This is a genomic window from Paraburkholderia sp. BR10937, from assembly GCF_040965695.1.
In the GTDB taxonomy this organism is placed as follows: Bacteria; Pseudomonadota; Gammaproteobacteria; order Burkholderiales; family Burkholderiaceae; genus Paraburkholderia.
The window spans coordinates 1-26795 of record NZ_JBFRCL010000006.1; the positions used below are offsets into that span (position 1 = coordinate 1).

Sequence of the window (26795 nt, forward strand, 5' to 3'; positions counted from 1 at the left end):
CTGACACGGCGATCGACGGAACCGATGGCCCACCCCGCGGCGCTAACCTCCCGTCTGGAATCCTAACGATGCCGCCTTCGCGCGCAGGTCCGCGAAGCGGTCCGCGTTCGGGTTGCTCGCGAGCTGCGACTGATCGATCGACGACACCGGATTCGACGACGACGTTCCGGGCGCCCCCGAGCACTCCCCGCCGAACGTGCCCTGGGCAATCGTGAACGCCGGCGCGTCGGTGCGCGGCGCATCGGTGAAATCGAGCGCATAGGCGAGATTGAAGGTTGCCGAATCACTGCCGCGCACGCCGAGCGGCGGCAAGCCGAAGCGCCATTGCAGCAGTGCGTGAATCGAACTCGGGTCGAACGGGTAGCGCGTGACCGTGCCCGCGCGAACGCGCGGCCCCAGGAGCGCGAGCGGCACGCGGAACCCCAGCTTGCCGTCGTTGCCGAGCGCGAGCTCGTTCTTGCTGACCGGCCGCGTGGGCGGCACCACGTGCTCGAGAAAGCCGCCCCATTCGTCGTACACGACGATCATCAGCGTGCGGTTCCAGCTCGGGCTCGTGCGCAGCGCCTCGTACACCTGGCCGAGAAACGCTTCGCCGTTGCGGATGTCCGCGTGCGGATGATCGTCCGCGGAAGTGCCTTGCGGCTCGCCCGCGAACGCCGGATCGACCATGCAGAACGGCGGCAGCGTGCCTGCCTCGGCACGCGCGACGAAGTCCGCAAACGGACGCGAAATGCCGGCATAGCGCGTGCCGTAGAGCGCCGTGAACGGCACGTCGTGATAGTAGTAGTTACAGTCGATATTCGCGTCGCTGAGCCGGTCCCAGATCGTAGGGAGCGTCGAATTGTCGATACCGTCGTCGAGGCGATCCGTTGCGCCGCTGTGCAGGTAAAGGCGGTTGGGAAACGTGCTGGTGAGGATGCCGCTGAAGTAGAAGTCGCCGATCGTGTAGCTGCTCGCCACGGCGTCGAAGAACTGCACATCGGCCGACGTGTAATAACCGATGGGCAGCAAGTCGCCCTGATGCAGGCTCGTGCCCGGTGTGAGCAGAAAACCGTTCATCTCGCCCGAAGCCAGTTGCGTGCGCGCGCCGTCGTAGCTGTGATCGGGGTCCTGGTACGCGCACGCCTGGTAGCCGTAGGCGGCATTCGCCGCGAGCGAAAACGGCGTTTGCGTCGCGCCGAACGCGTCCTTGAACTGCCGGTTCGCGGGCATGCCTTCGGCGCCCGGCACCCAGCCGAGGAAGTGGTCGAAGGAACGATTTTCCATCGTGACCAGCACGATGAAATCGATGCCAGAACTCGCCGGATCGGGCAACCCCGGGCGCGGCAAGCTATAGCGGTCGGCGCCGTCCGGCGAGGGAACGTCGCCGATCGAGTGTGCGGGCGCGTCACTGTCCTGGCCGCCCGGGTCGTCAGCGCCGCCGCCACCGCAGCCCGATAGCGCAACACTGCCGGCAACCGCCGCTACGCCGGCGAGAAAACGGCGCCGGTCGTATCCGTGATGCGGGCTATTCTCGTCTCCCATGACACGTCTCCTGGTTGGATGCAGCGCCGGCAATCCGCCCATGCCTCGCTGCCGCGAAGCGAAACGCGCTCGCTACGGCGAGCAGCGGACGGCCCTTGCCCGCAAGCGTCGCGCCCGCTGTGGTGCAGTCAGGACAAGCCCGGCGTGTTGCGATGGGAGAGGAAGACGAGAGCGGTCAGAATGCACGCGGCGGTGTCACGACTGCTCGATCAACGCCTTGATGCGTTCGGCCTGCCCCGCATCGACCGGGTTGTAGACGATCATGTGCAGGTCGGGCCGGCCATCGACGGAAAACGCCGACTGCTCCAGCGCGATCAGACCCAGCGTGGGATGGTGCAAACGCTTCACATGGTCGGCTTCCGCATGCGCGAGCACTTCGTTCTCGCGCCACAGGGCGTCGAACTCGGGGCTCACGCTGCACAACTCGTCGACGAGTTCGCCAACGGCCGAAACGAGGCCCGCGCGCGCCACGTCGGCCCGGAACGCGCCCACCACGAAGCGCGCCACGCTGTCCCAGTCGTGCTGCTTGGCGCGCACGTCCGGGTTGCAGAACAGGAAGCGCAGGATGTTGCGCTGACCGGGCGGCAGCTTGCCGTAGTCGGTCAGCACGATAGCGGCCGCGCGATTCCAGGCCACGACCTCCCAGGTGGCCGTCTTGACGATGGCCGGGCTGAAGCGCAGCGAGTCGAGCAGGCGTTGCAAACGCGGGTTGACCCCGTCCACGGGCTTGTAGCGCACTTCCGGCGGCCGCCCGAGACCCAGCATGAAGAGGTGCTCGCGCTCCGGATCGGTGAGCATCAGCGCGCTGCAGATGCGTTCGAGCACTTCCGGCGAAGGCGCGCCGCCGCGCCCCTGCTCGAGCCACGTGTACCAGGTCGGACTGATATTGGCCCGCTGCGCCACTTCTTCGCGACGCAACCCCGGCGTGCGCCTGCGGCCGCTAAAACCGAAGCTCGCGGGGTCGAGCCGCGTACGGCAGCGCTTCAGGAAGTCGCCGAGCGAGCCTGCCGAGTGGATCGGAATGGATAGCGTGTTAGTCATCTTAATATGATGAACTCACTACTTTAACGGTATAGAGAATTTGAAGATAGTACGCCAGTCATGACCCAGGAGAGATGACCATGCGTATTTTTCTGACCGGCGCGACCGGCTTCATTGGCTCGGCGCTCGTTCCGGAACTCATCGAAGCCGGTCACGAGGTGATCGGCATGACCCGCTCCGAAGCGGGCGCAAAGGCGCTCGCCAGGGCGGGCGCACGCGTGCATCGCGGCACGCTGGAGGAACCGGCAAGCCTGCGCAGCGGCGCGGAGCAAGCAGACGCCGTGATCCACACGGCCTTCGACCACGACTTCTCGCGCTTCGTCGAAAACTGCGAAAAGGACAAGCGCGCCATTGCGGCGCTCGGCGCCGCGCTCGCCGGCTCCGATCGTCCGTTGCTGATCACGTCCGGCACGGGCATCGGCAATGCCCAGCCTGGCGAGCTGGCGAGCGAGGACGTCTTCAATCCGGGCCATCCCAACCCGCGCATTGCCTCCGAGCTGGCCGGGCAGGCACTGCTGGAACAAGGGCTCAACGTAGGCGCCGTGCGGCTGCCCCAGGTCCACAACCCGTTCCGGCAGGGGCTCGTTACGCCGCTCGTGGCGATCGCGCGCGAGAAAGGCGTTTGCGCCTATGTGGGCGACGGCCAGAACCGCTGGCCCGCCGGCCATCTCTCCGACGTCGTGCGCCTTTATCGCCTCGCCGTCGAAAAAGGTCAGCCGGGCGCGCGCTACAACGCGGTCGGCGAAGAAGGCGTGACGAGCCGCGACATCGCCGAAGCGCTGGGCCGCGGGCTCGGCCTGCCCGCCGTGTCGATTGCGCCGGAAGACGCGGCCGCGCATTTCGGCTGGATGGGGATGTTCGTCGGCATGGACATGCCCGCTTCGAGCGCGCTCACCCAGGCGCGGCTCGGCTGGCGCCCGACGGGTCCCTCGCTGATTACGGATCTGAACGAAGCGCACTTTGCGGAGGTGGGCGCTTCAAATTGATCCGATAGCGATCCTGAATATCCTCACCTCACCGTCACGTGGTCGAGAGTGGCCACGAGACGTGACCCCGTGCGCGATGCGGTCATCGCCGCGCTCACGCGGGGTCGCGTCGCGCGCCCTGCGCGCGCAACGCCTCGGCGAACCGGCCCGGCTCCCAGTCCTCGCGCAGCGCGCGCTGCATGAGTGCCTGCTGGCTTTCCGGCGCGAGGCCACCCAGGGGCGGGTCACGGTCGAGATTGGTGGGAAACGGATAGCCCTCGGCGCACGACGCGATGACCGCCACGGTCGCAAGGTCGACGGCATCGCTCGGGCCCTTCCTGCGCCGTTCCCGCAGCACGGGATAAATCGCCTCGCACATGCGTGTGCGGTCGAGCGCTTCCATGGCGCGCCCCATCGCCGATGAAACCTGCAGCAGGTTCGCCATGCGCTGCACGTCGGCGGTGCGGTTCGCGCCCGCTGCATGAAACAGCGCGGGATTGAAGAACAGGGCGTCGCCCCTGGCAAGCGGCAACTGCACGCAATGCGCTTCGAAATACGCGCGGAAATCGGCGCGCCGCCACGCAAGATAGCCCTCGGCATAGCGTTGCGAGTACGGCAGGAGTTTCGTCGGCCCGCTCTCGACCGGCATGTCGCTGTGCGCCACCGCCCCCTGGAGCGTGAGGAAAGCGGACACGTGATGCACGTGCGCAGGATATCGCTGCGCCTCCTCGATCGTCTGGAATCCCAGGTGATAGTCGCGGTGTGCTTCCTGCGCCGCGCCGCCCGGACGCACCACGTTGACCTGCGAGGTCATCTGATAGCACGGTCCGAGCCACGCCTCGCACACGGCCATGAGCGGCAGATTCGCGAAGTAGTCGACGAACACGGCGGGCGCTTCGAGGCAGAGCTTCTGTTGCGCATTCCAGATGCGGTCGTTTGCGCCCGCCTTCGCAAAATGGTCTGCACCGCTCGTGCCCTGCTCCCGCTCGGCCCGGATGATGGCTTCGAAAACCGCGGTCGCATCGTCCACGGGCTGCATGTTGGCGTAAGCGCGCTCGAGCACCAGCACGCCGGCGCCATCGCGCAGCACATACGTCCATTCCGCCTGCAATTGCGCGCGCTGCGCGACGTCGTGAAGGACGCCTTCGAGCGCCACGCAGTCGTACACGGGAACGCGCTGCCTCACATCGCAGGCATAACTCAACGGGCCGCCGTCGTCGCGTAGACGCTCCACGAAGGCATCTAGCGAGCATTCGCGTTCGACGTACCATTGCCGCCCCAAATCCGCCACAGGTGTTTCGCGCTGATCCATGCGTCTGCCTCCATTTTGAATCTAGGATAACGTCGGCACCGGGCGCCGTGGATACCAAAAATCTATCAAAACCGCATCAGGAAGCTGGCGGCATGGCTGCGTGCGCTACGTCACTCCAGCGGAAAGCCATCCTTGAACGTCTGCCGCAGGAACTCCGTAAAGTGCTTGACTGCACGCGGCACCTGCGCACCATACGGCCGCACGACGTGCAATTGCGAAGCGAACGCGCCGACGGGCCGCCAGTTGGGCAGCAACACGACGAGCTTGCCGGCCTGCAGCGCAGCCTGCGCGCTGAAATCGGGCAACAGCGCGATGCCGAGATGCTCCAGCGCCGCGTCGCGCAACGCTTCGCTGTTGTTCGCCGAGAACGGGCCGTTCACCGTCACCGTCTCGCGCGCGCCTTCGGCGCGGCGGCCGGCTTTCTCGAACGACCACACGCCCGCGCCCAGTGGGCGCGGATAGAACAGACAGTCGTGCTGCGCCAGATCGGCGGGCGTTTGCGGCGTACCGCGCTGCTTGAGGTAAGGCCGCGTGGCGACGATGACCGAGCGCGTGTCGCAGAGTTTCCAGGCCACGTGAGTTTCCGGCACCTGCGCGCTATGGCGAATCGCAAGATCGAACCCTTCAGTCGCGATCGAGCTGAGCCGGTCGGAAAGCTCCAGTTGCACACGCACTTCGGGATGCGTGCGCGAAAACTGCGCGAGACGCGGCACCAGTTGCTGGCGCGCGAAGGCCACGGGCGCGGTGACGCGCACCGTGCCGCGCGCGACGTCGGCCATCTCGCGCACGCTTGCAAAACTGGCGGCAATGCTGTCGAACTGCGCGCGCGTGTCCTCCACGAGCCGCAGCCCCGCCTCCGTGAAGCGCACGCTGCGCGTGGTGCGCTGCACAAGCGGCACGCCCGCCACACGCTCCAGTTCGGCGATGCGCTGGCTCACCGCCGCCTTGCTCACGCCCAGGCGCGTCGCCGCCGCGGTATAGCTGCCCTGGGTGGCCAGCACATTGAGCCAGTGCAAATGCGTCCAGAGTGCTTCGACTCGCTGTGTATCCATCGATAAAAGTCCGCGTCAAAACTCGTGATTCCCGCGCCAATACTAGCATGGCGCTCGCGCACTTTTCACAGACCACGCGAGCGATTGTTCACGACTGAAAACAATCAATTCAGCGCCAACGTCTTTCCTCGCCCCCGCACCCTCCGTAGACTGGCGGCACGCACTCACCTAACGAGGAGATGACATGCAGCCCTATACCGATTCCGCAGACGTGGTCCACTTCATCGGCGGCAAGACCGAGCGCGGCACGGGCGACCGCACGCAAGCGATCTTCAACCCAGCGACCGGCGCCGCCGCGCGCCGCCTCGTGCTGGGCGAAGTTGCCGACGTGGACGCCGCCGTGGCGAGCGCGAAAGCCGCGTTCCCGAAGTGGCGCGACACGCCGCCGATTCGCCGCGCACGCGTCATGCTGCGATTTCTCGAACTGATGAATCGCCACGCGGACGAACTCGCGGCGATCATCACGGCCGAGCACGGCAAGGTCTTCTCCGACGCGCAGGGCGAAGTGGCGCGCGGCATCGACGTGATCGAATTCGCCTGCGGCATTCCGCAACTGCTCAAGGGCGACTACACCGAGCAGGTTTCCACGGGCATGGACAACTGGACCGTGCGCCAGCCGCTGGGCGTGGTGGCCGGCATCACGCCGTTCAACTTCCCCTGCATGGTGCCGTGCTGGATGTTCCCGGTGGCGCTCGCAGCCGGCTGCACGTTCATCCTCAAGCCTAGCGAGCGCGACCCTTCGGCATCGCTGTTCATGGCGCGTCTGCTCAAGGAAGCCGGCCTGCCCGACGGCGTGTTCAACGTCGTGCAGGGCGACAAGGTCGTGGTCGACGCACTCCTCGCGCACCGCGACATGAAGGCCGTGAGCTTCGTCGGCTCCACGCCGATCGCCAACTACATCTACGAGACCGGTGCGAAGCACGGCAAGCGCGTGCAGGCGCTCGGCGGCGCGAAGAACCACATGGTCGTGATGCCCGACGCGGACCTCGACAAGACCGTCGACGCCCTGATCGGTGCGGGCTACGGCTCGGCCGGCGAGCGCTGCATGGCGATCTCGGTGGCGGTGCTGGTGGGCGATGTGGCCGACAAGATCGTGCCGCGCCTCGCCGAGCGCGCACGCAGCCTGATCGTGAAGAATGGCATGGAAGCCGACGCGGAAATGGGCCCGATCGTCACGAAGCAGGCGCTCGAGCGCATCGAAAGCTATATCGCGAGCGGCGTGGAAGAAGGCGCGAAGCTCGTGGTGGACGGGCGCGGCCTCAAGGTGCCGGGCCACGAAACAGGCTTTTTCACCGGCGGCACGCTGTTCGATAACGTCACGCCCGAGATGCGCATCTATCAGGAAGAAATCTTCGGACCGGTGCTCGCCTGCGTGCGCGTGAAGGACTTCGCTGAGGCCGTGCAATTGATCAACGACCATGAGTTCGGTAACGGCGTCGCCTGCTTCACGAGCGACGGCCACGTGGCGCGCGAGTTCGGCCGCCAGATCGAAGTGGGCATGGTGGGCATCAACGTGCCGATTCCGGTGCCGATGGCATGGCACGGCTTTGGTGGCTGGAAGCGCAGCCTCTTCGGCGACATGCACGCGTATGGCGAAGAAGGTGTGCGCTTCTATACGAAGCAGAAGTCGATCATGCAACGCTGGCCGGAAAGCACCGAAAAGGGTGCGGAGTTTTCGATGCCGGTGGCGAAGTAACGGTTGCTGGTGAGAGAAGAAAGCCCACTTCGCGTGGGCTTTTTTATGGTTCATCGCGGGCGGCGTTACATCTGCCTCCGCCGCGAGCAGATCTGGGCGATGCGCGAGATCGCGGACGGTTCCCTCGCACCGGGCATATTCTGCAGGATGCACTCGTGATATGTCCTCTCGCGCGGCAGCAGCATTTCGCCGTTCCGGTACAGCGCATAGCACGAGCGCTGGATATAGTTCGATGCAACCTCATTACGGGCGTCGCGCAAGCCAGCCAGCATGCAGTCATCAAAGGACCTGCCGCAAAACAGCACGCCGTTTTTCCAGCGGCTGACGCTGGGACTCGAGCGCTCCATGCAAATGCTCGACCGGCGCATCGTGCTGCACCGGCAGTTCCTCCCCGAAGCCGACGACGCCGTCATCACCCGCGCCATCCTGCAGCCGAACTACAAGCGTGCGGGCCTGATCGTCACCACGCACGACACGGCGGAGGTGCGCGACGCGCTGCGCACCGTGATCGCCCAGGGCGAGGCCGTGGTGACGATGGTCACCGACATCGACGGGGTCGAGCGCGTGCATTACGCGGGCATCGACAACCGGCTTGCGGGCCGCACGGCCGGCTATTTCGTGGGGCGCCTCGCAAAAGAGCCGGGCCGCGTGCTGCTGATCTGCTCGCGCAAAGACTATCACGCGCATATCGAACGGATCAGCGGGTGCCGCGAATGTGCGGCGCAATCCGTATCTGGGCGTCGGGAATTGAGTGACTGGCTTCAAGCCGCGGCACTGTCGCGCGCGGATTCCCTTTCGACCGCCTGCCACAACTCGCGAATCCAGTCGCGCATGAGCAGCGACTCGCGCCAGCGGTCGGTCGTGTCGTTGCCATCCGGTCCGATGATCGCGTAAGGCTGCGGCCCCAGTTCGCAGGTGAACGCGAGCGTGTCGTCCGCGCCCGCTCGCTTGCGCCACGAATGAAAGCCGTAGCGCCACCAGTCGAGAAAGAGATCCACCCATTTGCGGTGCGGCGCGAAAGAAAGCTCGATCTGCACCTGCTCGCGGCTCGCCACGCGACCATGAAACGCCCACGAAGCATCGAGTATGCGATGCATGAGCGCGTGATTCTCCTGCGCAACGGGCCACGCGAACTCGCGCCCGACCAGGTAGTGCGAAATGTCGCCGAGCAGCTTGAGCTCCGGCCGCGCGTCGAGCAGATCGAGCGTGAAATACAGATCCGTCGTCATGCGGTCGCGATGCGTTTCGATGTAGACCGGTATCTCCACCTGCTCGGCCAACCGCCGCCAGCCGTCCAGCAAGGCGAGCGCCTCGCGCTGCGTGCGCGGGCGCACGTCGGGCTGCAGGTCGACGTGGTGCAAGCCGAATTCGGTTGCGAGTTCGAGCACCGGTTGCAGGTCGTCGACGGCCGTCGGGAAGCATTGGCCTTCTGCCGCCAGCCCGTAGGTCTTGCGCAGCTCCGCGAGGCGCTTCACGTCCTCGCGCTGCGTGCAATGCGCGCTCACGCCGTCGAAGCCCGCCTCGGCGATCATCCGCACGTTTTCTTCGAGCGTGCGCTCGTAGCCATCGGTATGGCGGCGTTCCATCGACCAGAGCGACTGGAACACCAGGAGTCGTTGCGCCATCATGTCTCCGTTTTTCGTCTCAAAGCAGGCTCTTGAGCTTGACCTCGGGGTTGGCCAGCGCCGATGGCAACGCGTAGCGCACCTCCTGGGATCAAACATAAGCGGCGCGCCTGTCGCGCACAACGGAAACCTTGATGAAATTTCGTCAATTTTCGTCCGGGTCGATGAGGTCCATCGGGTTCATATGGTCTTGTTCAGTGCCGAGCATGCGCGAAATATCCGCGACGAGCGCATCCACCGCCACGCGCACCTTCGACGGCATGTGCCGCGCCTTCTGCCGCACGACGTGAACTTCGTCGCCCATCACGCTCTTGCTGTCCATGACGAGTTCGAGCCGACCGTCGCTCAGATACGGGCTCATGAGCCAGCACGGCAGCCACGCGAGACCGGCGCCGGCGGCGGCCGCGTCGGCGATCGCCAGCAGGTCGTCGAAGCACAGCCGCGACGCGAGCCGACACTCCTCGACTGCGCCGCCGGAGCCGCGCACGCGCCACGCCGGGCTCTGTCCGGCGCGGCCATAGGCGACGCCGGTGTGCGTGGCGAGCGCCGCGACGTCCGCGGGTTTGCCGTGCTGCGCGAGATACGCCGGCGACGCGCAGATGCCCATGCGCTGCACCCCGAGCCGGCGCGCGACGAGCGTGCCGTGGTCGGGCAGCGTGCCGATGCGCACGGCCAGATCGAAGCCGTCCTCGACGAGATCGGCCACGCGGTCGCTGAACGAGAGTTCGACATGCAGACGCGGATGCACCTCGACGAGCCGCCGCACCACGGGCGCCACGCACTGGCGCCCGAACAGCACCGGCGCACTGATCCGCAGGCGCCCCGCCGGCTCGCGCCGTCCGTGATCGAAGGCTGCTTCCACGGCGCTCAGCTCGCCCAGCACGCGGCGGCACTGCTCGTAGTAGGCGTGGCCTTCGTCGGTGAGGCTCAAGCTGCGCGTGGTCCGCTGCAGCAGGCGCACGCCCAGGCGCTGTTCGAGCCGCGCGACGATCTTCGCGACCGCCGAGCGCGTCACGCCAAGGCGCTCGCCCGCGGCAGAGAAGCTGCCCGCGTCCACCACGTCCACGAATTCGGCCACGCCGCTCAGGCGGTCGTTCATATCCCCACTCCTTTTGTATCCTATACGGCGACAACCAAGCTCCGGAATCTCACCAATGTCGCCTCGAAAGCAACACTATCATAGGTGCTCCCACTCGTACTGGAGCAGTCATGAACGCATGGAAACTGAAGGCCGGCAGCGGCCATAGCGCACTCGCGCGCGCCGACTTCACGCCGCGCACGCCCGGCCCGCATGACGTGGTCGTGAAGATTCACGCGGCCTCGCTCAACTATCGCGACCTGATGTTCGCGCGCGGCGATTACCTCGGTCTTGGCGACACGCCGCTCGTGCCGGTCGCCGACGGGGCGGGCGAAGTGGTCGAAGTCGGCGCGGCCGTCACGCGCTTCAAACCCGGCGACCGCGTGATCAACACCTACTTCCCGCATTGGGTGGATGGCCCGCCCACGCCGTCGAAAGTGCGCGAGACGCCCGGTGCGCAATTCGACGGCGTGCTCGCCGAACGTTTCGTCGCTGCGGAAACCTCGCTCGTTGCGATTCCCGCGCACCTGAACTACGAGGAAGCCGCGACGATCTCGTGCGCCGGCATCACCGCCTGGAACGCGATCTTCGCCGATGGCGGCGCACGGCCCGGCGCGACCGTGGTGCTGCTTGGTACCGGCGGCGTGTCGATCTGGGCGTTGCAGCTTGCCCATGCAGCGGGCTTGCGCACCATCATCACGTCGTCGAGCGACGAGAAGCTCGAACGCGCCCGCGCGCTCGGCGCGAGCGAGACGATCAACTATCGTTCGCACCCCGAATGGCAGGACGAAGTGCTGCGGCTCACGGGCGGCGAAGGCGCGGATATCGTCGTGGAAGTGGGCGGACGCGATACGCTGCCGCGCTCGGTGGCGGCCGCGAAGATGGGCGGGCTCGTGACGATCATCGGCGGCGTGACGAGTTTCGCGGGCCCCGAACTGGGGCTGTTATCAGTGATCGGCGGAATCAAACGTCTGCACGGCATCATGGTCGGCAGCCGCACGATGCTCGACGACCTCACGCGTTTCGTCGCCGCCCAGCAGATTCGCCCCGTGGTGGATCGCGTGTTCGCTTTCGACGAAGCGCCCGAAGCTTATGCATGGCTGGAAGCCGGCAAGCATTTCGGCAAAGTGGTGATACGCGTGGCCTGACGGCACGTATGCAGAAAAGCGAAACGGGCACGCCAGGTGCCCGCTTCTTTTCGGGTGTGCCGGTCGCTTTAGAAAACTGGATGCCCATTGATCACGCTGGGCAGCCACGTCGAGAAGAACGGAAAGTAGGTGACCAGATTGATCGCGCTAAAGATCGCGAGATAGTACGGCCACGCGACCTTGGTCGTCTCGCCGATCGACACGTCGCCGATTGCACAGCCGATGAACTGCACCGAGCCGATTGGCGGATGCACGAGACCAAGCGCGCAGTTCAGCAGGATCATGATGCCGAACTGCACCGGGCCCACGCCGCTATGCATGGCGAGCGGCAGGAACAGCGGCGTCGTGATGAGAATGTGCGCCGCCATGTCGATGAACGTGCCCAGAAACACCTGGATGATGTTGATGTAGAGAAGCATCAGCCAGGGTAGCGTCGTGGCATGTTCGAGCACGCGCTCGATGGCCTCCGGGATCTCCAGATAAGCCATCTGATAGCGCAGCATGTTCGACACCGCGATCAGCAGCAGCACTACGCCCGTGGTCTTGGCCGCGCGCGAGAGGGCGAAGAACAGCTTCTCCTTCGTCATCGAGCGATACACGACCACGGTGAGCGCGAGCGAATACACCACGGCAATCGCGGCCGCTTCGGTTGCAGTCGCAATGCCCCGCGCCACGCAGAAGAGAATGATCGCGATCACGAGCAGCCCGGGCAGCGCGCCGAGGAACGCCCACACCACGGCGAGCCAGCCGGGAAACACCTGCAGCGTGGTCGAACCGTCCGCGCTGCGCGGATAGCCGAAGCGGCGCGCCTGCCAGTACGCGGCAACCAGCACGAAGCCCATCACCCACAACACCGGCAGCAGGCCAGAGAAAAGCAGGTCGCCAATCGACACGCCGCTCATCTGCTGGCCGTTCAGCGTGCCCGTGATGCCTTGCGCCGCGAACGCGTAGATGATCATGTTCGTCGAGGTGGGCATCAACGCGCCCGCCAGCGATGAGTGCGTCGTCACGTTGACGGCATAGGCCGCGCTATAGCCCTCGCGCTTCATGAGCGGAATGACCACGCCGCCCATGGCCGATGTATCGGCGGAAGGCGAACCGGAAACGCCGCCGAACAGCGTGCAGGCGACGACATTGGCCATGCCGAGGCCACCGCGAAAATGCCCCACGGTGGCCTGGGCGAAGCGCAGGATGCGGTCGGCAATGCCGCCGTGCAGCATCAGCTCACCGGAGAAGATGAAGAACGGCACCGCGAGAAACGAAAACGCGTTCATGCCCGAGATCATCGACTGCATGGCAGTCGCGGCCGGCAGTCCTTCGTAAAGGTACGTGCTGACGCAGGCGAGACCGAGGGAGAAAGAAACCGGCACCCCAACGGCGAGGAGCACCAAAAAACTGAGCGAAAGAATTGCGAGTTCCATGTTTGCCCTACGTTGCCTTGCGTACGAACAGCGCCAGCAGATGCTCGAGCGAGAACAGCACGATGCAGGTGCCGGCCACGACCGGAATGACATAGCGCACCGCTTCCGGTATGCCGAGAATCGCGATGTGGTCGTCCATGGTCGTGTCCGCCATTTGCAGGCAGCCGAAGAAAATCGCCACGCCAAGCGCGATCAGGCAGAGGTGCTGGAACGCCTCCGCGATCAGCTGTCCCCGCGGGGACAGCTTCTTGACGAGCGAATCGAGACCGATATGGCCGCGCTCACGCACCTTGAGCGCGGCACCGAACATGGCGATCGTGACCACCAGCAGCAACGCGACCGGCTCGACGAAATCGGGTGCGCTCTCGAACACGTAGCGCATGATCACGCCGTAGAAGACGAGAACCGTCAGCGCGGCGAGCGCGACCGAGGCAACGATCGTCAGCAGGCGAAACAGCAAATCGTTGGGGAGTTTCAGGAAAGTCATGATCCATCCTTGCACGGCACACACGACACAACTGCATTGCTCCAGCTCCGCGCCGCTCGCGACGCGGAACCCCGGGCTTTAGTGAATCGCCTGGATTTCGTCCACGATCTTCTTCATGTCGGCCGTCTTTTCATACTTCGTCCAGACCGGCTGCATCGCCTTCACGAAGGCCGCGCGATCGACCTGCGCGGCCGGAATGATGGTCGCGCCGCCCTTCTCCACCGTCTTGCCCGCCGTGTCTTCGCGCGCCGTCCAGAGCTTCACGTAGTACAGCACCGAGTCGGCTGCCGCCTTCTTGATGATCTCCTGCTCCTGCGGCGTGAGCGTGTCCCATACCTTCTTCGAGAACACGAGCACTTCCGGCGTCATCGCGTGATCGGTCTCGGAGTACACCTGCGCCACTTCGTAGTGCCTGGTTTCCTCGTACGACGGCAGGTTGTTTTCCGCTGCGTCCACGAGGCCCGTCTTCAGGCCCGTATAGACTTCGGCGAACGGCATCGGCGTGGGCGTGCCGCCCATGGCCTTGATTTCGTCGACCATGAGGTCGGACGGCTGCACACGCACCTTCAGGCCTTTCATGTCGGCCGGCGACTTGATCGGACGCTTCGCGTAGATCGAGCGCGCGCCGCTCTCGTAGAACGTCAGCGCGATCATGCCCTTGGCCTTGAACGCGTCGAGAATCTTCTGGCCTTCGGGGCCGTACATCACCTTGCGGAAATGGTCGATGTCGCGAAAGAGGAACGGCAGCGAGGGAATCATCGATTCCGGCACGATCTCGTTGAACGCGGCGCCATTGGCGCGAACCATGTCGAGCGCGCCGATGCGCACCTGATCGATCGTATCGTTCTCCGAACCGAGCGCGCTGTTGCCGAACACCTTGACGGAGTCCTTGCCGCCCGTGGCCTGCGAAATTTCCTCGCCCATGTGCTTGAGCGCCATGTTGGTCGGGAAGGTGTCGCTGTGCACGTCGGCGACGCGGAACACGCGCGCGTGCGCGGCGCCTGCGGTGAGCGCGAGCGCTGCCGCCAGAACGGTCATTGCGTTCTTTGCGCTGCGTGCACTGCGTGAGTTGCGGAAGATCTTTTTCATCGCTTGCCCCAAGAATGGATGAGTTGTTTTCGAGCCGTGTTTGGGCTGATTCGCTGGCCAACCGGGTGTCTCAGAACCGGTGGATGATGCCTGCGTGCAGGACGACGCAAAGGCGGGGGCGGCGCCCGCAATCGCCACCCCGACCACAGCGCACTTCAACCGGCGCCTGTTCTCCGCCATTTCCCGATCTCCTTTTGTTCTTCGCGTGCCACTTCTGGAAAACGTTTTCTCGAAATTTAATGCGTTCCTTTCGAAATGGCTAGTAGGTAGTTACGCGGAGCGGCGCAGGGTCGGCGCAGGGTCGGCGCGGGCGAGGCGGCGGATCGGGAGCAGGCGTGGCAAGGCCGCCGGCCGTTGTCTGGCGGCCAGCGCGGGGGATCTACAGCGATCAGGAAATCAGCGGCGGGCGACGGTCGAGTCGCGCACGACGAGGCGGGGTTCGAGCACGACCTGCTCGACATCGGCGCGGCCGGCGAGGACGTCAATGAGCTTTTGCATGGCCAGCTCGCCCATGCGCTCGCTCTGCCCGTCGACCGTGGTGAGGCGCGGCTCGACATATTCGCCGTAGGGCACGTTGTCGATGCCGGCGACCGAGACGTCCTGCGGCACGCGAAAGCCGAGCGACCGGGCCTCCTTCATGAAGCCGAGCGCGATGAGGTCGTTGTAGCAGATCACCGCCTGCGGACGCTTCGGGCCCAGCATCACCCGCGAGCAGGCCTGCTCGCCCGCCTGGGCGGTCGGCGCGTGCGTCTCGTAGACGTCGAGCGTGAGGCCGGCCTCGGCCAGTGCCTCGGTGGCGCCGGCAATCCGCTCGTCGTTGATGGTCGCCGCGGCGAAGCCCAGATAGGCCACATGGCGGTGCCCGAGATTGAGCAGGTGGCGCACCAGCATGGACGTCGCGAGCCGGTTGTCGAATCCCACGGTGGGCATGTCGAGCCCGCGCACGGTCCGGAGCATGACGACCGGCTTGCCCAGATTCATCGTCCACCGGGCGATCTCCTCGGAAGCCCTCGAGCTGACGATCAGCCCGTCCACGCGCGGCGCGAGCGCTTCGATGAGCGAGCGCTCGCGCGCGAGATTCTCTTCGGCGTCCACGAGAAGCAGCGTGTAGTCGTGCTGGAGCGCCACGCGGTTCGCGCCCTTGACCACGTTCGTGAAGTGCGGGTTCGCGATATCCAGGATGGCGATGCCGATGGTGCGCGTGCGCCCCGTGATCATCGAGCGCGCCAGCGGATTGGAGCGGTAGCCGAGCAGCGCGATGGCGTCCTTGACCTTCGCTTCCACCGTCGGCGAAAAGCGCTGCGTGCCGTTCACGTACTTCGATACCGTCGCGACCGAGACGCCGGCCATGGCGGCGACATCGCGAATCGTCGGGGAACCACTTTTCATAGATTGGCAACGCCAGGGAGGATCGACGGCGAGCATTGTCTCAGAAACGGACCTGGGGTGAACCCCGGTATTCGCCGCAGGTATTCCTCCATTGACGCTGCGACTCGCGATGGCTATATTAGGAAAACGTTTTCCTCGCGTTTTCAATATCAAAATAATTCCCAGGGAGCCCTGATGTCGCAACACTCACTTGCAGCCAAACCGTTCAGCCGTCTTCTTCTTACTGGCGCAGGCGGCAATCTGGGCCGTCAGTTGCGCGGCGCGCTCGCGAACTGGGCCGACGTCGTGCGCGTCAGCGACATCACGGAACTGGGCGAGGCGGCGCCGCACGAGGAAACGCGCCGCGTCGACCTCTCGGACCGCGAGGCGGTCATGCAACTCGTGGAAGGCGTGGATGCGATCGTGCACCTCGGCGGCATCTCCATCGACGCGCCGTTCGACGATCTGCTCGAAGCCAACATCCGCGGCACGTACAACCTCTATGAAGCCGCGCGCCAGCACGGCATCAAGCGCATCGTCTACGCCAGCTCCAATCACGTCACGGGCTTCCATCCCGTGACGAGCGTGCTCGATACCGATGCCGCGCACCGGCCGGACAGTCTGTACGGCGTGACGAAATGCTTCGGCGAATCGCTGTCGCGCTATTATTTCGATCGCTTCGGCATGGAGACGGTCTGTCTGCGCATCGGTTCGTCGTTCGAAGAACCGAAGAACGCACGCATGCTCGTCACGTTCCTGAGCTATCGCGACTTCATCGAACTCGTGCGCTGCTCGCTGTTCACCAACCGCGTGGGCCATGCGATCGTCTATGGCGTGTCGGACAACCCGGCAAGCTGGTGGGACAACGGCAAGGCGGGTTTCCTCGGCTACCGGCCGCGCGACAGCTCGGCGGCGTACGCCGAGCGCTTCCCGGCAACCGCGCCCAACGCCGAGCTGGCCGACGCCGCGCAGCAGTACCAGGGCGGACCGTTCGTGCTGGGCGAGCCGATGCAAGGCGCCGAGCTCTGATCGGAGTCCTGATAAAAAGCGGAGACTGGCCCGGACGCCTGAAAACAGGCCGTTTTGGCCGCGAAGCGGCTGGGGCAGGGTTGGCGGCAATTGACAGTTAGTTGCACATTCGCCGGCACCACGCGTGCCTAAGGCACCCTCGCCCGCCAGCGAATACAACCTGCAGGCTGTATTTTTAAATTACAGCCCGTGATTTGTATTTTTACTTTACAGGGTATAGACTGTATTCGACTGCGCCGCGCGTTTCCGTTTGCCTCGGCCGTCTGCATCGGCATGTCGCCGCCCGGAGTTGCCGTGGACTACCCTCTCAAGACCCTGAGCCAGCTGCGCCCGATTCTCGTCGGCTTCCGCAAGAAGGCCGGCCTCACCCAGAAAGACCTCGCCGCGCGGCTCGGCATCTCGCAGCAGAGCTATGCCGCGTTCGAGGCGAATCCCGAAGCGGCGAGCGTCGAGCGGCTCGTGCGGGTCCTGCGGCTCGTCGACGTCGAAATCAAGCTCGGCGCGCCCGAAGCCAAGGCCGCGCCGGTCGCGGCGAAAACCGCTCCGCGCCCGGCCAGCCCCCCTGCAGCGGCAGCCAGGATGTCGAGCGCGGCCAAGCCCCCGGCCGCCCGCAAACGCACCCACACCACGCCAGAGGCCGCAGCGCCGCAGCGCCAGTCCGCCGCCCGCCGCAAGCCGAGGGAGGACTGGTGAGCGCACGCCCCCGCCTGCCCAACCGGCTCGACCTGTGGATGAACGGCCTGCCGGTGGGCTACTGGGAGAACGCGCGCGGCAACGAACGCCTCGTCTACCTCGACAGCTGGCTCGACGACGAGCAAGGCCGCCCGCTCTCCCTTTCGCTGCCGTTCACGCCCGGCAACCAGCCCTACCGCGGCCAGGTCGTCGCGGATTATTTCGACAATCTGCTGCCGGACAGCGACCGCATCCGCAGACGCATCGCCGCGCGCTACCAGACCGGCGGCACCTCGCCGTTCGAGCTGCTCGCCGCGCTCGGCCGCGATTGCGTGGGTGCGCTGCAAATTCTTCCAGCTGGCGTTGCGCCCACCGGCCTGAAGAGCATCAAGGGGCGCCCCCTGAGCGACGGCGACATCGCGCAACTGCTGCGCGAAACCACCGCCACGCCACATGCGGGCGAGCACGATGCCGTGGACAGCCTGCGGCTGTCGATCGCCGGGGCGCAGGAGAAGACTGCGCTGCTGCGCCATGGCGGCGAGTGGCTGCTTCCGCAAGGCAGCACGCCGACCACGCACATCCTGAAGCTGCCGCTCGGCCTCGTCGGCAACATGCGCGCCGACATGCGCACCTCGGTGGAAAACGAGTGGCTGTGCACGCAAATCATCGCGGCCTACGGTCTGCCCGTCGCGCCGTGCGAAATCGCGCAATTCGAGGACGCGAAGGCACTGGTCGTGGAGCGCTTCGACCGGCGTCTTGCGAGCGACGCCAGATGGATCGTGCGCCTGCCGCAGGAGGATCTGTGCCAGGCCACGGGCACGTCCGGCCTCGCCAAATACGAAGCCGACGGCGGCCCCGGCATCGACGCGATCATGCAGGTGCTGGACGGCTCCGCGCAGGCCACGGCCGACCGCCGCCACTTTTTCGTCACGCAGGTCATCTTCTGGCTGCTCGCGGCCACGGACGGCCACGCAAAGAACTACAGCATTGCGCTGCTGCCCGGCAGCCAGTACGCGGCCACGCCGCTCTACGACGTGCTCAGTGCGCATCCGGTCATCGGCCGGGGCCGCAATCATATTGCGCCGCAACGCGTGAGCCTTGCGATGGCCGTGCGCGGACGCAACCGGCACTATCGCGTCGAGGAGATCTATCCGCGCCACTGGATCGCGCAAGGCCAGCGCGTGGGCTTCGCCGCGGCGGAGGTCGAAGCGATGCTCGCGCAGGTGGCGGCCCAAACGCCGCGCGTGATCGAAGCCGTCGCGGCGCAAATCCCCGCCGGCTTCCCCGCAGACGTAGCCGACGCCGTTTTCGCCGGCATGCGCCGGCTCGCCGCGCGGCTCAGCGCGTAGGCAACATCAGCCGCACACGAGCTCCTCGCCGTCGATCGCGCGCGTGAGCAGGTCGACAAACGCCTGCATGGTCTGCGGCAGCGTGCGGCCCGCCATCGTCTGGATCTGCAGCGTACGCTGATGCAGCTCCGGGTTCGTGAGCGGCACGGCGGCCAGCCCCTCCACCTCGAGACGGCCGCGCACGGTCAGAAAACCGGTGAACGTCACGGCATCGGTCAGGCGTACGAATCGTTGCAATGCCACATGATAGTTGCTGACGAACACCGGCTCGAAGATCAACCCTTCGAGGCTGCAGGCGATGTCGAGCAGCTGGCGGATCGTCACGCCCTGACTGTTCATGGCGACCGGCCACGGGATCAGATCGCGCAGCGACAGCGACTCGCGCGCCGCCAGCGGATGATCGCGCCGCATCAGCGCGAAGATCGGCGCGCGCTGCGAACAGTGCACGGCAATCTCCTTCTCGGGCGCGACGCTGAAGCACAACGCGATATCGGCCGTGCCCTCCCGCACACGCTGCGTTGCAACAGAAGGCGCCGACACGTCCAGCTGGAAATGCGTTTGCGGGTACGTCCGGAGAAAGTGTGCGAACACCTGCGGCAGAAAATCCGGCGCGAGGCCTTCGGAACTCGCCACGCGAATGGTCGCGCGGCCGCCCTCGCTCAGCCCGCGAATCTCGCCGACCACGCGCTCCGTTTCGAGCAGGCTGCGCCGCGCGTGCTCGGCAAGCATGCGGCCTGCCTCGCTCAGCACCATGCCGCGCGGGCGCCGTTCGAATAACGGCGTGCCGAGTTCTTCTTCGAGCCGGGCGATCTGGCGGCTGAGCGCCGAAACGGCGACGTAGAGCCGCTCGGACGCCTTGCTCAGCGAGCCGCTGCGGGCCACTTCCAGAAAATAGCGCAGTGCGGTGTTGTCCATGTCGATGCGCGCGGTCTCGTCCGCTTTGCCGTTTCGGCAAAGATAGATCACAAATATTGTAATTGTGCAGAAATATCGGCGGTTGCACGATCGTTCGACATTCAGACGGCATCAAACAGAGGGAGACGCGCGTTGACCCGTGACACCGCCATTCAAACCGCAGCCGCTCAATACGATTCGGGCCGCTTCCTGAACGATCTGCGCCGCCGCGTGGCGTTTCGCACCGAGAGCCAGGAGCCGGAGAGCGGCGGCCGTTTGCGCGGCTATCTGGACCAGGAACTCACGCCGTTGCTCACCCAATGGGGTTTCACCTGCCGGGTCGTCGAGAATCCCGCCAAAGGCGCGGGCCCGTTCCTGATTGCCCACCGCCACGAAGACGATGCGCTGCCTACCGTGCTCAGCTACGGCCACGGCGACGTCGTGCGCGGCTACGACGCGCAATGGCACGAGGGCCTCACGCCGTGGGACGTAACCGTAGACGGCGAGCGCTGGTACGGCCGCGGCACCGCCGACAACAAAGGCCAGCACAGCATCAACCTCGCGGCACTCGAGGCCGTGCTCGATGCGCGCGGCGGCAGGCTCGGCTTCAACCTCAAGCTGCTGTTCGAAACGGGCGAGGAAGTCGGCTCGCCGGGCCTGCACGAACTGTGCACGCGGTTGCGCGACGAACTCGCCGCCGACGTGCTGATCGCCTCCGACGGACCGCGCCTCTCCGCGCACCGCCCTACGATCTTTCTCGGCTCGCGCGGCCTCGTCAATTTCAGGCTCGAACTGACGCTGCGCGAAGGCGGCCATCATTCGGGCAACTGGGGCGGCCTGCTGCGCAATCCGGGCGTCGTGCTCGCGAATGCGATCGCGTCGATGGTCGATGCGCACGGCAAGATCCTCGTAGAAGGCCTGCGCCCGCCGCCGATTCCGGAATCCGTGCGCCGCGCGCTCGCCGATATTCGCGTGGGCGGCAATCCGGGCGAGCCCGAGGTCGATCGCGACTACGGCGAGCCGGGCCTCACGCCCACCGAGCGCGTGTTCGGCTGGAACAATCTGGAAGTGCTCGCGTTCCGCACGGGCAACCCCGAGAAGCCCGTGAACGCGATTCCACCGCACGCCATCGCGTACATGCAGATCCGCTTCGTCGTGGGTACGAACTGGCAGGACCTCGAACAGATCGTGCGCGCGCACCTCGATGCGCACGGCTTCGACATGATCGAACTCGAAGTGGAGCGCGGCGCACCGGCCACGCGCGTCGATCCCGACAACGCCTGGGTGCAGTGGGCGCTGCGCTCGCTGCGCGAGACCACGGGCGCCGACCCCGTGCTGCTGCCGAACCTCGGCGGCACGCTGCCCAACGAGGTATTCGCCGAGGTGCTCGGCATGCCCACGCTGTGGGTGCCGCATTCGTATCCAGGCTGCTCGCAGCACGCGCCGAACGAGCACCTGCTCGGCCCGGTCGTACGCGACGGGCTGCGCATCATGGCTGGCATCTTCTGGGACCTCGGCGCAAGAGAGGCCGGCGCGTCCAACCCCGCACCGCATCCAACCACGCTTGCATGAGGACGTTCCAATGAGCATCGAATCCCTACCCGCGCACGGCAGCGAGCCCTGGTCAGAGCCCGCTCAAGGCACGTCAGGCAAGAACGTCTCGCGGCTCATCGTCGCGACTTCGATCGGCAACGCGCTCGAGTTCTACGACCTGCTCGCGTACGGCTACTTCGCCTCGACGCTCTCCAAGCTCTTCTTCCCCGTTCACAACGCAACGATGTCGCTGCTGCTCACGCTCGGCACCTTCGCGCTCTCATACCTCGCGCGGCCGGTCGGCGCGCTCGTGCTCGGCTCATACAGCGACCGCAAGGGCCGCAAGGCGTCGCTCACGCTCTCCATTACGATGATGACGATCGGCACCGGCATGGTCGCGCTGATGCCCACCTACGCGACCATCGGCATCCTCGCGCCCATCGGCATTTTTGCCTCGCGTCTTCTGCAAGGCTTTTCGGCGGGCGGCGAGTTCGGGAGTTCCACCGCCTTCCTGATCGAGCACGCGCCGCAGCGCAGCGGTTTCATGTCGAGCTGGCAGTTCTCGAGCCAGGGCGCGAGCACGCTGCTCGTCTCCTTGTTCGGCGCGGTGCTGACGGGCATGCTCACGCAGCCGCAACTCGAAGGCTGGGGCTGGCGCATTCCATTCCTGTTCGGTGTGCTGATCGGTCCCGTGGGCCTCTATATCCGCCGACGCATGGACGAAACGCCCGAATTCGAGCGCATCGAAAAAGCCGAGTCGCCCGTGCGCGAACTGTTCGCCACGCAGAAGTCGCGCGTGATCGCATCGATCGGCGTGCTGATCCTGACTACGTCGGCCCAGTACGTGCTGCTCTACATGCCGACCTATGCCGCGCGGCAGCTCGGCCTCGCGCCTTCGTCGGGCTTCATCGCCACGCTCGTGGCCGGCCTGATCGCCATCGTGCTCACGCCGATCGTGGGCCACTGGTCGGACAAGGTGGGCCGCATGCGCATCATGTTCGTGGCGGGCGTACTGTTCCTGCTCACCGTCTATCCCGCGTTCATGTTCGTCAATACCCACCCTTCGCTGCCCTCGCTGCTGGCCGCCGTGGTCTGGATCGCGGTGCTGAAAGTCACCTATTTCGCCTCGATCCCGGCGCTCATGGCAAGCTTCTTCCCCACGCGCACGCGCACCACGGGCATGGCGCTCGCCTATAACGTCGGCACGACCGTATTCGGCGGCTTCACGCCGCTGGCCGTGGCCGCGCTCATTGCGGCGACGGGCAACAATCTCGCGCCGGGGCTCTGGCTGATGTTCGCGGCCGTGTTGAGCCTCGCTACGCTGATCTGGGCCGGCATGCGCCTCGACGCCCGTTGAATCGGCACCGTACAAGAACACCAACAGGAAACACGCACGTATGCAACACGATTTGCCGCAGGAAGTTCAGGACGCCATCCAGTTTTCCGTCGATCACGAATCGGCATGGGACCGTAACGCCGATGGCAACTTCGGCGTGCACGTGAACGACCCGCCGCCGTGGAACCGCTTGCTGGGTCCCATTCACGATCGCGGCCCGGTGTCCGGCGCCATCGCTGTCAACGGGCGCCCGCTCGCGCAATGGGGCGCGCCCGATCGACCCGATCTGACCTTCAGCATCGCGAAGACGTATCTGGCGCTGCTCGCGGGCGTCGCGTACGACCGCGGCCTCCTGCCCGATCCCGACGAGCCCGTCCATGTACGCGTGCCCGGCATCGGCTTCGACGACGACCACAATGCGCAGGTCACGTGGACGCATCTGCTGCAACAGACGAGCGAATGGCAAGGCACGTGCTTCGGCCTTTCCGATCAAGCCGATCACTATCGCGCCGTCACGTTCGGCGAGCCGCCCGACGGGAAAAAGGGTGACTTGCGCCCGTTGCGTGCGCCCGGCACGTATTGGGAATACAACGACGTGCGCATCAATCAGCTTTCGTTCGCGCTCCTGCGTCTGTTCGGTCGTTCGTTACCCGAAGTCTTTCGCGAGACGATCATGCGACCCGTCGGTGCGAGCGAGAACTGGCAATGGGTCGGCTACGACGACGCGTGGATCGACCAGGGCGGCAGACGCGTGCAGTCGGTGCCAGGCGGCTCGCATTGGGGCGGCGGCATGTCGGTGAGCGCAAACGACCAGTTGAAGGTCGCGCAAATGCTGCTCGACGATGGCGTCGTATCGGGCCGCCGCGTGCTCTCGAGCGAATGGATCGCGCGCATGCGCACGCCCTGCCCGCTCGCGCCGTTCTACGGCTCGCTGGTCTGGCTCAACACGGGGCGGCGCATGTTTCCGGGCGTGCCCGAGTCGAGCTGGTTCGGCGTCGGCGCGGGCAGTTCGTTCATGTGGATCGAGCCCGAGCGCAAGATCGCGCTGATCGTGCGCTGGCTCGATTCGCAGTTCGCCGATGCGTTTTTCGGCAAGATGCTGCACGCCGTGGATGCCGTGCGCGCGCGCCAGGGCACGAGCACGCTGGCGACCTAGCGCATCGCCATTTCCAGCACCCGCGCCACGTGCAGCGCCGTGGCGTTCGCGCCGTCGTGAATCTGGTGGCGGCAGCTCGTGCCATCCGCCACGACGAGATCGGCGCGTTCCGCCTTGCGCACGGCGGGCAACAGCGCCAGCTCGGCCATCGCCAGCGACGCTTCGTAGTGCTCCGCTTCGTAGCCGAAGCTGCCCGCCATCCCGCAGCATGACGATTCGATCGGCTTCACATCGAGGCCCGGAATCCAGCCCAGCACCATGAGCACGGGCCGGAAGGCGTCGAATGCTTTCTGGTGGCAGTGCCCGTGCACCCACGCGCGCGGCGCATCGAGTGCATGCAAGGCCAGATCGAAGCGGCCCGCGCCCTTCTCGCGCACGAGGAATTCTTCGAACAGGAACGCCGCCGCCGAAAGCTCGCGCGCTTCGTCGCCGTAGCCGTATTGCAGGAACTCGTCGCGCATCGAGAGCAGACACGACGGTTCGAGCCCGACGATCGACACGCCGCGCGCCACGAACGGCATGAGGGTATCGAGCAGGCGCCGCGCCTCGTGCTTTGCCTCGTCCACCAGTCCCGCGGCGAGGAACGTGCGGCCGCAGCAGAGCGGGCGTTCTTCGCCGCGCACGTTGAAATGCACGAAATAGCCGGCCGCTTCGAGCACCCGCTTCGCGGCGCGGGCGTTTTCGGGTTCGAAGTTGTCGTTGAAGGTGTCGACGAACAGCACCACTTCCTTCGTTGCCGCTGCGGCGTCCGGCTTCGCGGCCGCAACCTCCGCAAGGAACGAAGGCCGCAACTGCGGCATCGAGCGTTGCGGCGCGATGCCGAGCACGCGCTTCGCCAACGCGGAGACCACCGGGATGCGCTCGCCCGCCGCCGCAAGGCTGCCCGCTTGCGCCACGCGTCGCGCATAGCGCGGTAAATACGCAATCATCTTCTCGCGCAGCTTGAGGCCGTGCTTCGTGTTCCAGGCCGCGCGCGCCTCGATCTTCAGCTTCGCCATGTCCACGCCGGTCGGACAGTCGCGCTTGCAGCCCTTGCACGAGACGCACAGGTCGAGCGTGTCCTTGACGTCGTCGCTGGCGAGTCCGTCCTCGCCCAGCTGCCCTGAGATCGCGAGCCGCAACGTGTTCGCGCGGCCCCGCGTCACGTGCTTCTCGTCTTTCGTGACGCGGTAGCTCGGGCACATCGTGCCCGCGTCGAACTTGCGGCAGTGGCCGTTGTTGTTGCACATCTCCACGGCTTTTGCGAGGCCGCCCGTCAGGTCGTCGCCGCTGCCGGGCGGCGTTTCCACACCCGTCAACGGATCGCGGCCCACGTCCCATGCCGACCAGTCGAGCATCGGGCGCATCTGGCGCTCGCGATAGCCCGGCGCGAAGCGGAACAGCTTCGCATCGTCCATCTTCGGCGGCCGCACGATCTTGTCGGGATTGAAGCGGTTCTCGGGGTCGAACAGCTGCTTGATCTCCGAAAATGCCGCGTTGATCCTCGGTCCGTACTGCCAGGCAATCCATTCGCCGCGGCACAGGCCATCGCCATGCTCGCCCGAAAACGCGCCCTTGTACTCGCGCACCAGCTCCGCAGCCTGCTCCCCGATCGCACGCATTTTGGCCGCGCCGTCGCGACGCATGTCGAGTATCGGCCGCACGTGCAGCGTGCCGACGCTCGCGTGGGCGTACCACGTGCCTTCGGTGCCGTGCCGATGAAAGATCTCGGTCAGGCGGCTCGTGTACTCCGCGAGATGTTCGAGCGGCACGGCGCAGTCCTCGATGAACGAGACGGGCTTGCCGTCGCCCTTCATGCTCATCATGATGTTCAGGCCCGCCTTGCGCACTTCCCACAGCGCCTTTTGCTCGTTCGCATCGGTCATCTTCACGACCGAGTCCGGCAGGCCGTGGTCGCCCATCAGCTCGACCAGCGCTTCCAAACGGCGCACCTGCGCGTCGCGTTCGTCGCCCGCGAACTCGACTAGCAGGATCGCATCGGGCCTGCCCACCAGCGCCTTCTCGATCACCGGCTTGAAGCCCGGGTTGCCGAGTGCAAGCTCGATCATCGTGCGATCGACCAGCTCGACCGCGGTCGGCTTGAGCTTGACGATGTGCTGCGCCGAGTCCATCGCCTGCCAGAAGGTGGGAAAACTCACCACGCCCAGCGTTTTGTGCGCGGGCAGCGGCGCGAGCTTCAGCGTGATCTGCCGGCTGAACGCGAGCGTGCCTTCAGAGCCTACGAGCAGATGCGCAAGATTCGCCACGCCGTCGTCGGTGTAGGCAAGCGGGTTCTGGCAATCGAACAGGTCGATGTTGTATCCGGCCACGCGGCGCAGCACCTTCGGCATGCGTTCGGCGATCTCGTCGCGCTCGCGCGTGGCGATGCGCTGTACGCCTTCGAGCAGCGCCGCCAGCCGCGCGCCTTCGTGCGGCAGGTTCAGCGACTGGAAGCGCGCTTCGCTGCCATCCGCGAGAATCGCGTCGATGCCGAGCACGTTGTGCACCATGTTGCCGTATTCGATCGAACGCGAGCCACACGAGTTGTTGCCCGCCATGCCGCCGATCGTGCACTGCGCCGCCGTCGACACATCCACGGGAAACCACAACCCGTGCGGCTTGAGCCACGCGTTCAGATGATCGAGCACGACGCCCGGCTCGACCGTCACCGTGCGCGCAGCGGCGTCGAAATCGACGATGTTGTTGAGCCACTTCGACGTGTCGATCACGAGCGCTTCGCCCACCGTCTGCCCGCATTGACTCGTACCTGCGCCGCGCGCCAGCACGGGAGCGTGCGCGAGGCGCGCCACTTCCAGCGCGGCGCGCAAATCGTCCTGATCGCGTGGCACGACCACGCCGATGGGCATGATCTGATAGATCGAGGCGTCGGTCGCGTAACGGCCGCGGCTCGCGGCGTCGAAAAAGACGTCGCCGCGCAGCGCTTCACGCAGGCGCCGCGCGAGCGGCGAGCCGTGGCCCGCGCTCGAGGGAACGAGATGAACCGGTTTGACCAGCATGCCCGAGGTGCGTGCGCCTTCCAT

The 26795-nt window shown here is 65.8% G+C and carries 22 protein-coding genes and 1 pseudogene; 10 read left to right on the forward strand and 13 right to left on the reverse strand.

Translation table 11 applies throughout. The annotated features are described in order from the left end of the window. Positions 1-42 precede the first annotated feature (42 nt). A complete protein-coding gene (locus AB4Y44_RS06750) occupies positions 43-1524 on the reverse strand; it encodes an alkaline phosphatase family protein (RefSeq protein WP_368699040.1) in 1482 nt (493 codons plus the stop codon). Positions 1525-1719: 195 nt separating this feature from the next. Continuing rightward, positions 1720-2565 carry a helix-turn-helix transcriptional regulator gene (locus tag AB4Y44_RS06755; RefSeq protein WP_368699041.1) on the reverse strand — a complete coding sequence of 282 codons (846 nt, stop codon included), beginning with the start codon at positions 2563-2565 and terminating at the stop codon, positions 1720-1722. An 80-nt stretch (positions 2566-2645) separates the two neighbouring features. Here AB4Y44_RS06755 and AB4Y44_RS06760 point away from each other — a divergent pair, with 80 nt between their 5' ends. Further along, positions 2646-3551 carry an SDR family oxidoreductase gene (locus AB4Y44_RS06760; RefSeq protein ID WP_368699042.1) on the forward strand — a complete coding sequence of 302 codons (906 nt, stop codon included), beginning with the start codon at positions 2646-2648 and terminating at the stop codon, positions 3549-3551. A 94-nt stretch (positions 3552-3645) separates the two neighbouring features. On the opposite strand, the gene AB4Y44_RS06765 is transcribed toward AB4Y44_RS06760, so the two are convergent. Both AB4Y44_RS06765 and AB4Y44_RS06770 read right to left on the reverse strand, forming a co-directional pair. Beyond that, positions 3646-4842 (reverse strand): phytanoyl-CoA dioxygenase family protein, encoded by a 1197-nt coding sequence (locus tag AB4Y44_RS06765; RefSeq protein ID WP_368699043.1) that lies wholly within the window; start codon positions 4840-4842, stop codon positions 3646-3648. Positions 4843-4952: 110 nt separating this feature from the next. After that, a complete protein-coding gene (locus tag AB4Y44_RS06770; protein WP_342925454.1) occupies positions 4953-5894 on the reverse strand; it encodes a LysR family transcriptional regulator in 942 nt (313 codons plus the stop codon). Between the two features lie 184 nt (positions 5895-6078). Here AB4Y44_RS06770 and AB4Y44_RS06775 point away from each other — a divergent pair, with 184 nt between their 5' ends. Further along, the gene (locus AB4Y44_RS06775) at positions 6079-7590 is read left to right on the forward strand and encodes a CoA-acylating methylmalonate-semialdehyde dehydrogenase (protein WP_368699044.1); all 1512 of its coding nucleotides are present in this window, start codon (positions 6079-6081) and stop codon (positions 7588-7590) included. 65 nt (positions 7591-7655) lie between these two features. Here the strand turns inward: AB4Y44_RS06775 and AB4Y44_RS06780 are convergent, their stop codons facing one another. Beyond that, positions 7656-7937, reverse strand: a complete 282-nt coding sequence (locus AB4Y44_RS06780) for a VF_A0006 family four-cysteine protein (protein ID WP_342924487.1) — start codon at positions 7935-7937, stop codon at positions 7656-7658. On the opposite strand from AB4Y44_RS06780, the pseudogene AB4Y44_RS06785 reads away from it, so the two are divergent. After that, positions 7897-8343, forward strand: a pseudogene (locus tag AB4Y44_RS06785) (substrate-binding domain-containing protein); the annotation flags it as partial. The gene AB4Y44_RS06780 and the pseudogene AB4Y44_RS06785 sit on opposite strands and share 41 nt — an antisense overlap. A gap of 8 nt (positions 8344-8351) precedes the next feature. On the opposite strand, the gene AB4Y44_RS06790 reads toward AB4Y44_RS06785, so the two are convergent. Then, positions 8352-9215: a sugar phosphate isomerase/epimerase family protein gene (locus tag AB4Y44_RS06790; protein WP_368699045.1), complete on the reverse strand. Its 864-nt coding sequence runs from the start codon at positions 9213-9215 to the stop codon at positions 8352-8354. Positions 9216-9360: 145 nt separating this feature from the next. Further along, complete coding sequence (locus AB4Y44_RS06795) at positions 9361-10314, reverse strand: LysR family transcriptional regulator (protein ID WP_368699046.1); 954 nt, start codon at positions 10312-10314, stop codon at positions 9361-9363. 110 nt (positions 10315-10424) lie between these two features. Between AB4Y44_RS06795 and AB4Y44_RS06800 the strand changes: the two genes are divergently transcribed. Next, the gene (locus AB4Y44_RS06800) at positions 10425-11441 is read left to right on the forward strand and encodes an NAD(P)-dependent alcohol dehydrogenase (protein ID WP_342924490.1); all 1017 of its coding nucleotides are present in this window, start codon (positions 10425-10427) and stop codon (positions 11439-11441) included. Between the two features lie 68 nt (positions 11442-11509). Here AB4Y44_RS06800 and AB4Y44_RS06805 read toward each other — a convergent pair whose 3' ends face one another. From AB4Y44_RS06805 to AB4Y44_RS06820, 4 genes are all read right to left on the reverse strand, one after another. Continuing rightward, positions 11510-12862 (reverse strand): TRAP transporter large permease, encoded by a 1353-nt coding sequence (locus AB4Y44_RS06805; protein ID WP_368699047.1) that lies wholly within the window; start codon positions 12860-12862, stop codon positions 11510-11512. Positions 12863-12869: 7 nt separating this feature from the next. Continuing rightward, positions 12870-13349, reverse strand: a complete 480-nt coding sequence (locus AB4Y44_RS06810; protein WP_342924492.1) for a TRAP transporter small permease — start codon at positions 13347-13349, stop codon at positions 12870-12872. A 78-nt stretch (positions 13350-13427) separates the two neighbouring features. Next, a complete protein-coding gene (locus tag AB4Y44_RS06815; protein WP_368699048.1) occupies positions 13428-14438 on the reverse strand; it encodes a TRAP transporter substrate-binding protein in 1011 nt (336 codons plus the stop codon). Positions 14439-14834: 396 nt separating this feature from the next. Next, entirely contained in the window at positions 14835-15827 is a 993-nt protein-coding gene (locus tag AB4Y44_RS06820) for a LacI family DNA-binding transcriptional regulator (RefSeq protein ID WP_342924494.1), read from the reverse strand. 174 nt (positions 15828-16001) lie between these two features. Between AB4Y44_RS06820 and AB4Y44_RS06825 the strand changes: the two genes are divergently transcribed. The 3 genes from AB4Y44_RS06825 (at position 16002) to AB4Y44_RS06835 (ending at position 18856) form a co-directional block, all read left to right on the forward strand. Continuing rightward, positions 16002-16835 carry an NAD-dependent epimerase/dehydratase family protein gene (locus AB4Y44_RS06825; protein ID WP_368699049.1) on the forward strand — a complete coding sequence of 278 codons (834 nt, stop codon included), beginning with the start codon at positions 16002-16004 and terminating at the stop codon, positions 16833-16835. Between the two features lie 273 nt (positions 16836-17108). Then, a complete protein-coding gene (locus AB4Y44_RS06830; protein ID WP_342924496.1) occupies positions 17109-17528 on the forward strand; it encodes a helix-turn-helix transcriptional regulator in 420 nt (139 codons plus the stop codon). Positions 17529-17566: 38 nt separating this feature from the next. Next, a complete protein-coding gene (locus tag AB4Y44_RS06835) occupies positions 17567-18856 on the forward strand; it encodes a type II toxin-antitoxin system HipA family toxin (RefSeq protein ID WP_368699153.1) in 1290 nt (429 codons plus the stop codon). A 6-nt stretch (positions 18857-18862) separates the two neighbouring features. Here the strand turns inward: AB4Y44_RS06835 and AB4Y44_RS06840 are convergent, their stop codons facing one another. Continuing rightward, a complete protein-coding gene (locus AB4Y44_RS06840; RefSeq protein WP_342924497.1) occupies positions 18863-19771 on the reverse strand; it encodes a LysR family transcriptional regulator in 909 nt (302 codons plus the stop codon). Positions 19772-19903: 132 nt separating this feature from the next. On the opposite strand from AB4Y44_RS06840, the gene AB4Y44_RS06845 reads away from it, so the two are divergent. From AB4Y44_RS06845 to AB4Y44_RS06855, 3 genes are read left to right on the forward strand one after another with little or no spacing between them, the layout of a single operon-like run. Further along, a complete protein-coding gene (locus AB4Y44_RS06845; protein ID WP_368699050.1) occupies positions 19904-21322 on the forward strand; it encodes a M20 family metallopeptidase in 1419 nt (472 codons plus the stop codon). A gap of 10 nt (positions 21323-21332) precedes the next feature. Beyond that, complete coding sequence (locus tag AB4Y44_RS06850; RefSeq protein WP_368699051.1) at positions 21333-22640, forward strand: MFS transporter; 1308 nt, start codon at positions 21333-21335, stop codon at positions 22638-22640. Between the two features lie 40 nt (positions 22641-22680). Then, positions 22681-23775 (forward strand): serine hydrolase domain-containing protein, encoded by a 1095-nt coding sequence (locus AB4Y44_RS06855; RefSeq protein ID WP_368699052.1) that lies wholly within the window; start codon positions 22681-22683, stop codon positions 23773-23775. Here the strand turns inward: AB4Y44_RS06855 and AB4Y44_RS06860 are convergent. After that, entirely contained in the window at positions 23772-26795 is a 3024-nt protein-coding gene (locus tag AB4Y44_RS06860) for an FAD-binding and (Fe-S)-binding domain-containing protein (RefSeq protein ID WP_368699053.1), read from the reverse strand. The genes AB4Y44_RS06855 and AB4Y44_RS06860 overlap by 4 nt on opposite strands.

What these genes read in the sequence shown, in the direction of transcription:
- AB4Y44_RS06750 (WP_368699040.1), bottom strand. Translation starts at nt 1,524, where the DNA reads ATGGGAGACGAGAATAGCCCGCATCACGGATACGACCGGCGCCGTTTT.
- AB4Y44_RS06755 (WP_368699041.1), bottom strand. Translation starts at nt 2,565, where the DNA reads ATGACTAACACGCTATCCATTCCGATCCACTCGGCAGGCTCGCTCGGC.
- AB4Y44_RS06760 (WP_368699042.1), top strand. Translation starts at nt 2,646, where the DNA reads ATGCGTATTTTTCTGACCGGCGCGACCGGCTTCATTGGCTCGGCGCTC.
- AB4Y44_RS06765 (WP_368699043.1), bottom strand. Translation starts at nt 4,842, where the DNA reads ATGGATCAGCGCGAAACACCTGTGGCGGATTTGGGGCGGCAATGGTAC.
- AB4Y44_RS06770 (WP_342925454.1), bottom strand. Translation starts at nt 5,894, where the DNA reads ATGGATACACAGCGAGTCGAAGCACTCTGGACGCATTTGCACTGGCTC.
- AB4Y44_RS06775 (WP_368699044.1), top strand. Translation starts at nt 6,079, where the DNA reads ATGCAGCCCTATACCGATTCCGCAGACGTGGTCCACTTCATCGGCGGC.
- AB4Y44_RS06780 (WP_342924487.1), bottom strand. Translation starts at nt 7,937, where the DNA reads ATGGAGCGCTCGAGTCCCAGCGTCAGCCGCTGGAAAAACGGCGTGCTG.
- AB4Y44_RS06790 (WP_368699045.1), bottom strand. Translation starts at nt 9,215, where the DNA reads ATGGCGCAACGACTCCTGGTGTTCCAGTCGCTCTGGTCGATGGAACGC.
- AB4Y44_RS06795 (WP_368699046.1), bottom strand. Translation starts at nt 10,314, where the DNA reads ATGAACGACCGCCTGAGCGGCGTGGCCGAATTCGTGGACGTGGTGGAC.
- AB4Y44_RS06800 (WP_342924490.1), top strand. Translation starts at nt 10,425, where the DNA reads ATGAACGCATGGAAACTGAAGGCCGGCAGCGGCCATAGCGCACTCGCG.
- AB4Y44_RS06805 (WP_368699047.1), bottom strand. Translation starts at nt 12,862, where the DNA reads ATGGAACTCGCAATTCTTTCGCTCAGTTTTTTGGTGCTCCTCGCCGTT.
- AB4Y44_RS06810 (WP_342924492.1), bottom strand. Translation starts at nt 13,349, where the DNA reads ATGACTTTCCTGAAACTCCCCAACGATTTGCTGTTTCGCCTGCTGACG.
- AB4Y44_RS06815 (WP_368699048.1), bottom strand. Translation starts at nt 14,438, where the DNA reads ATGAAAAAGATCTTCCGCAACTCACGCAGTGCACGCAGCGCAAAGAAC.
- AB4Y44_RS06820 (WP_342924494.1), bottom strand. Translation starts at nt 15,827, where the DNA reads ATGAAAAGTGGTTCCCCGACGATTCGCGATGTCGCCGCCATGGCCGGC.
- AB4Y44_RS06825 (WP_368699049.1), top strand. Translation starts at nt 16,002, where the DNA reads ATGTCGCAACACTCACTTGCAGCCAAACCGTTCAGCCGTCTTCTTCTT.
- AB4Y44_RS06830 (WP_342924496.1), top strand. Translation starts at nt 17,109, where the DNA reads ATGTCGCCGCCCGGAGTTGCCGTGGACTACCCTCTCAAGACCCTGAGC.
- AB4Y44_RS06835 (WP_368699153.1), top strand. Translation starts at nt 17,567, where the DNA reads ATGAACGGCCTGCCGGTGGGCTACTGGGAGAACGCGCGCGGCAACGAA.
- AB4Y44_RS06840 (WP_342924497.1), bottom strand. Translation starts at nt 19,771, where the DNA reads ATGGACAACACCGCACTGCGCTATTTTCTGGAAGTGGCCCGCAGCGGC.
- AB4Y44_RS06850 (WP_368699051.1), top strand. Translation starts at nt 21,333, where the DNA reads ATGAGCATCGAATCCCTACCCGCGCACGGCAGCGAGCCCTGGTCAGAG.
- AB4Y44_RS06855 (WP_368699052.1), top strand. Translation starts at nt 22,681, where the DNA reads ATGCAACACGATTTGCCGCAGGAAGTTCAGGACGCCATCCAGTTTTCC.
- AB4Y44_RS06860 (WP_368699053.1), bottom strand. Translation starts at nt 26,795, where the DNA reads ATGGAAGGCGCACGCACCTCGGGCATGCTGGTCAAACCGGTTCATCTC.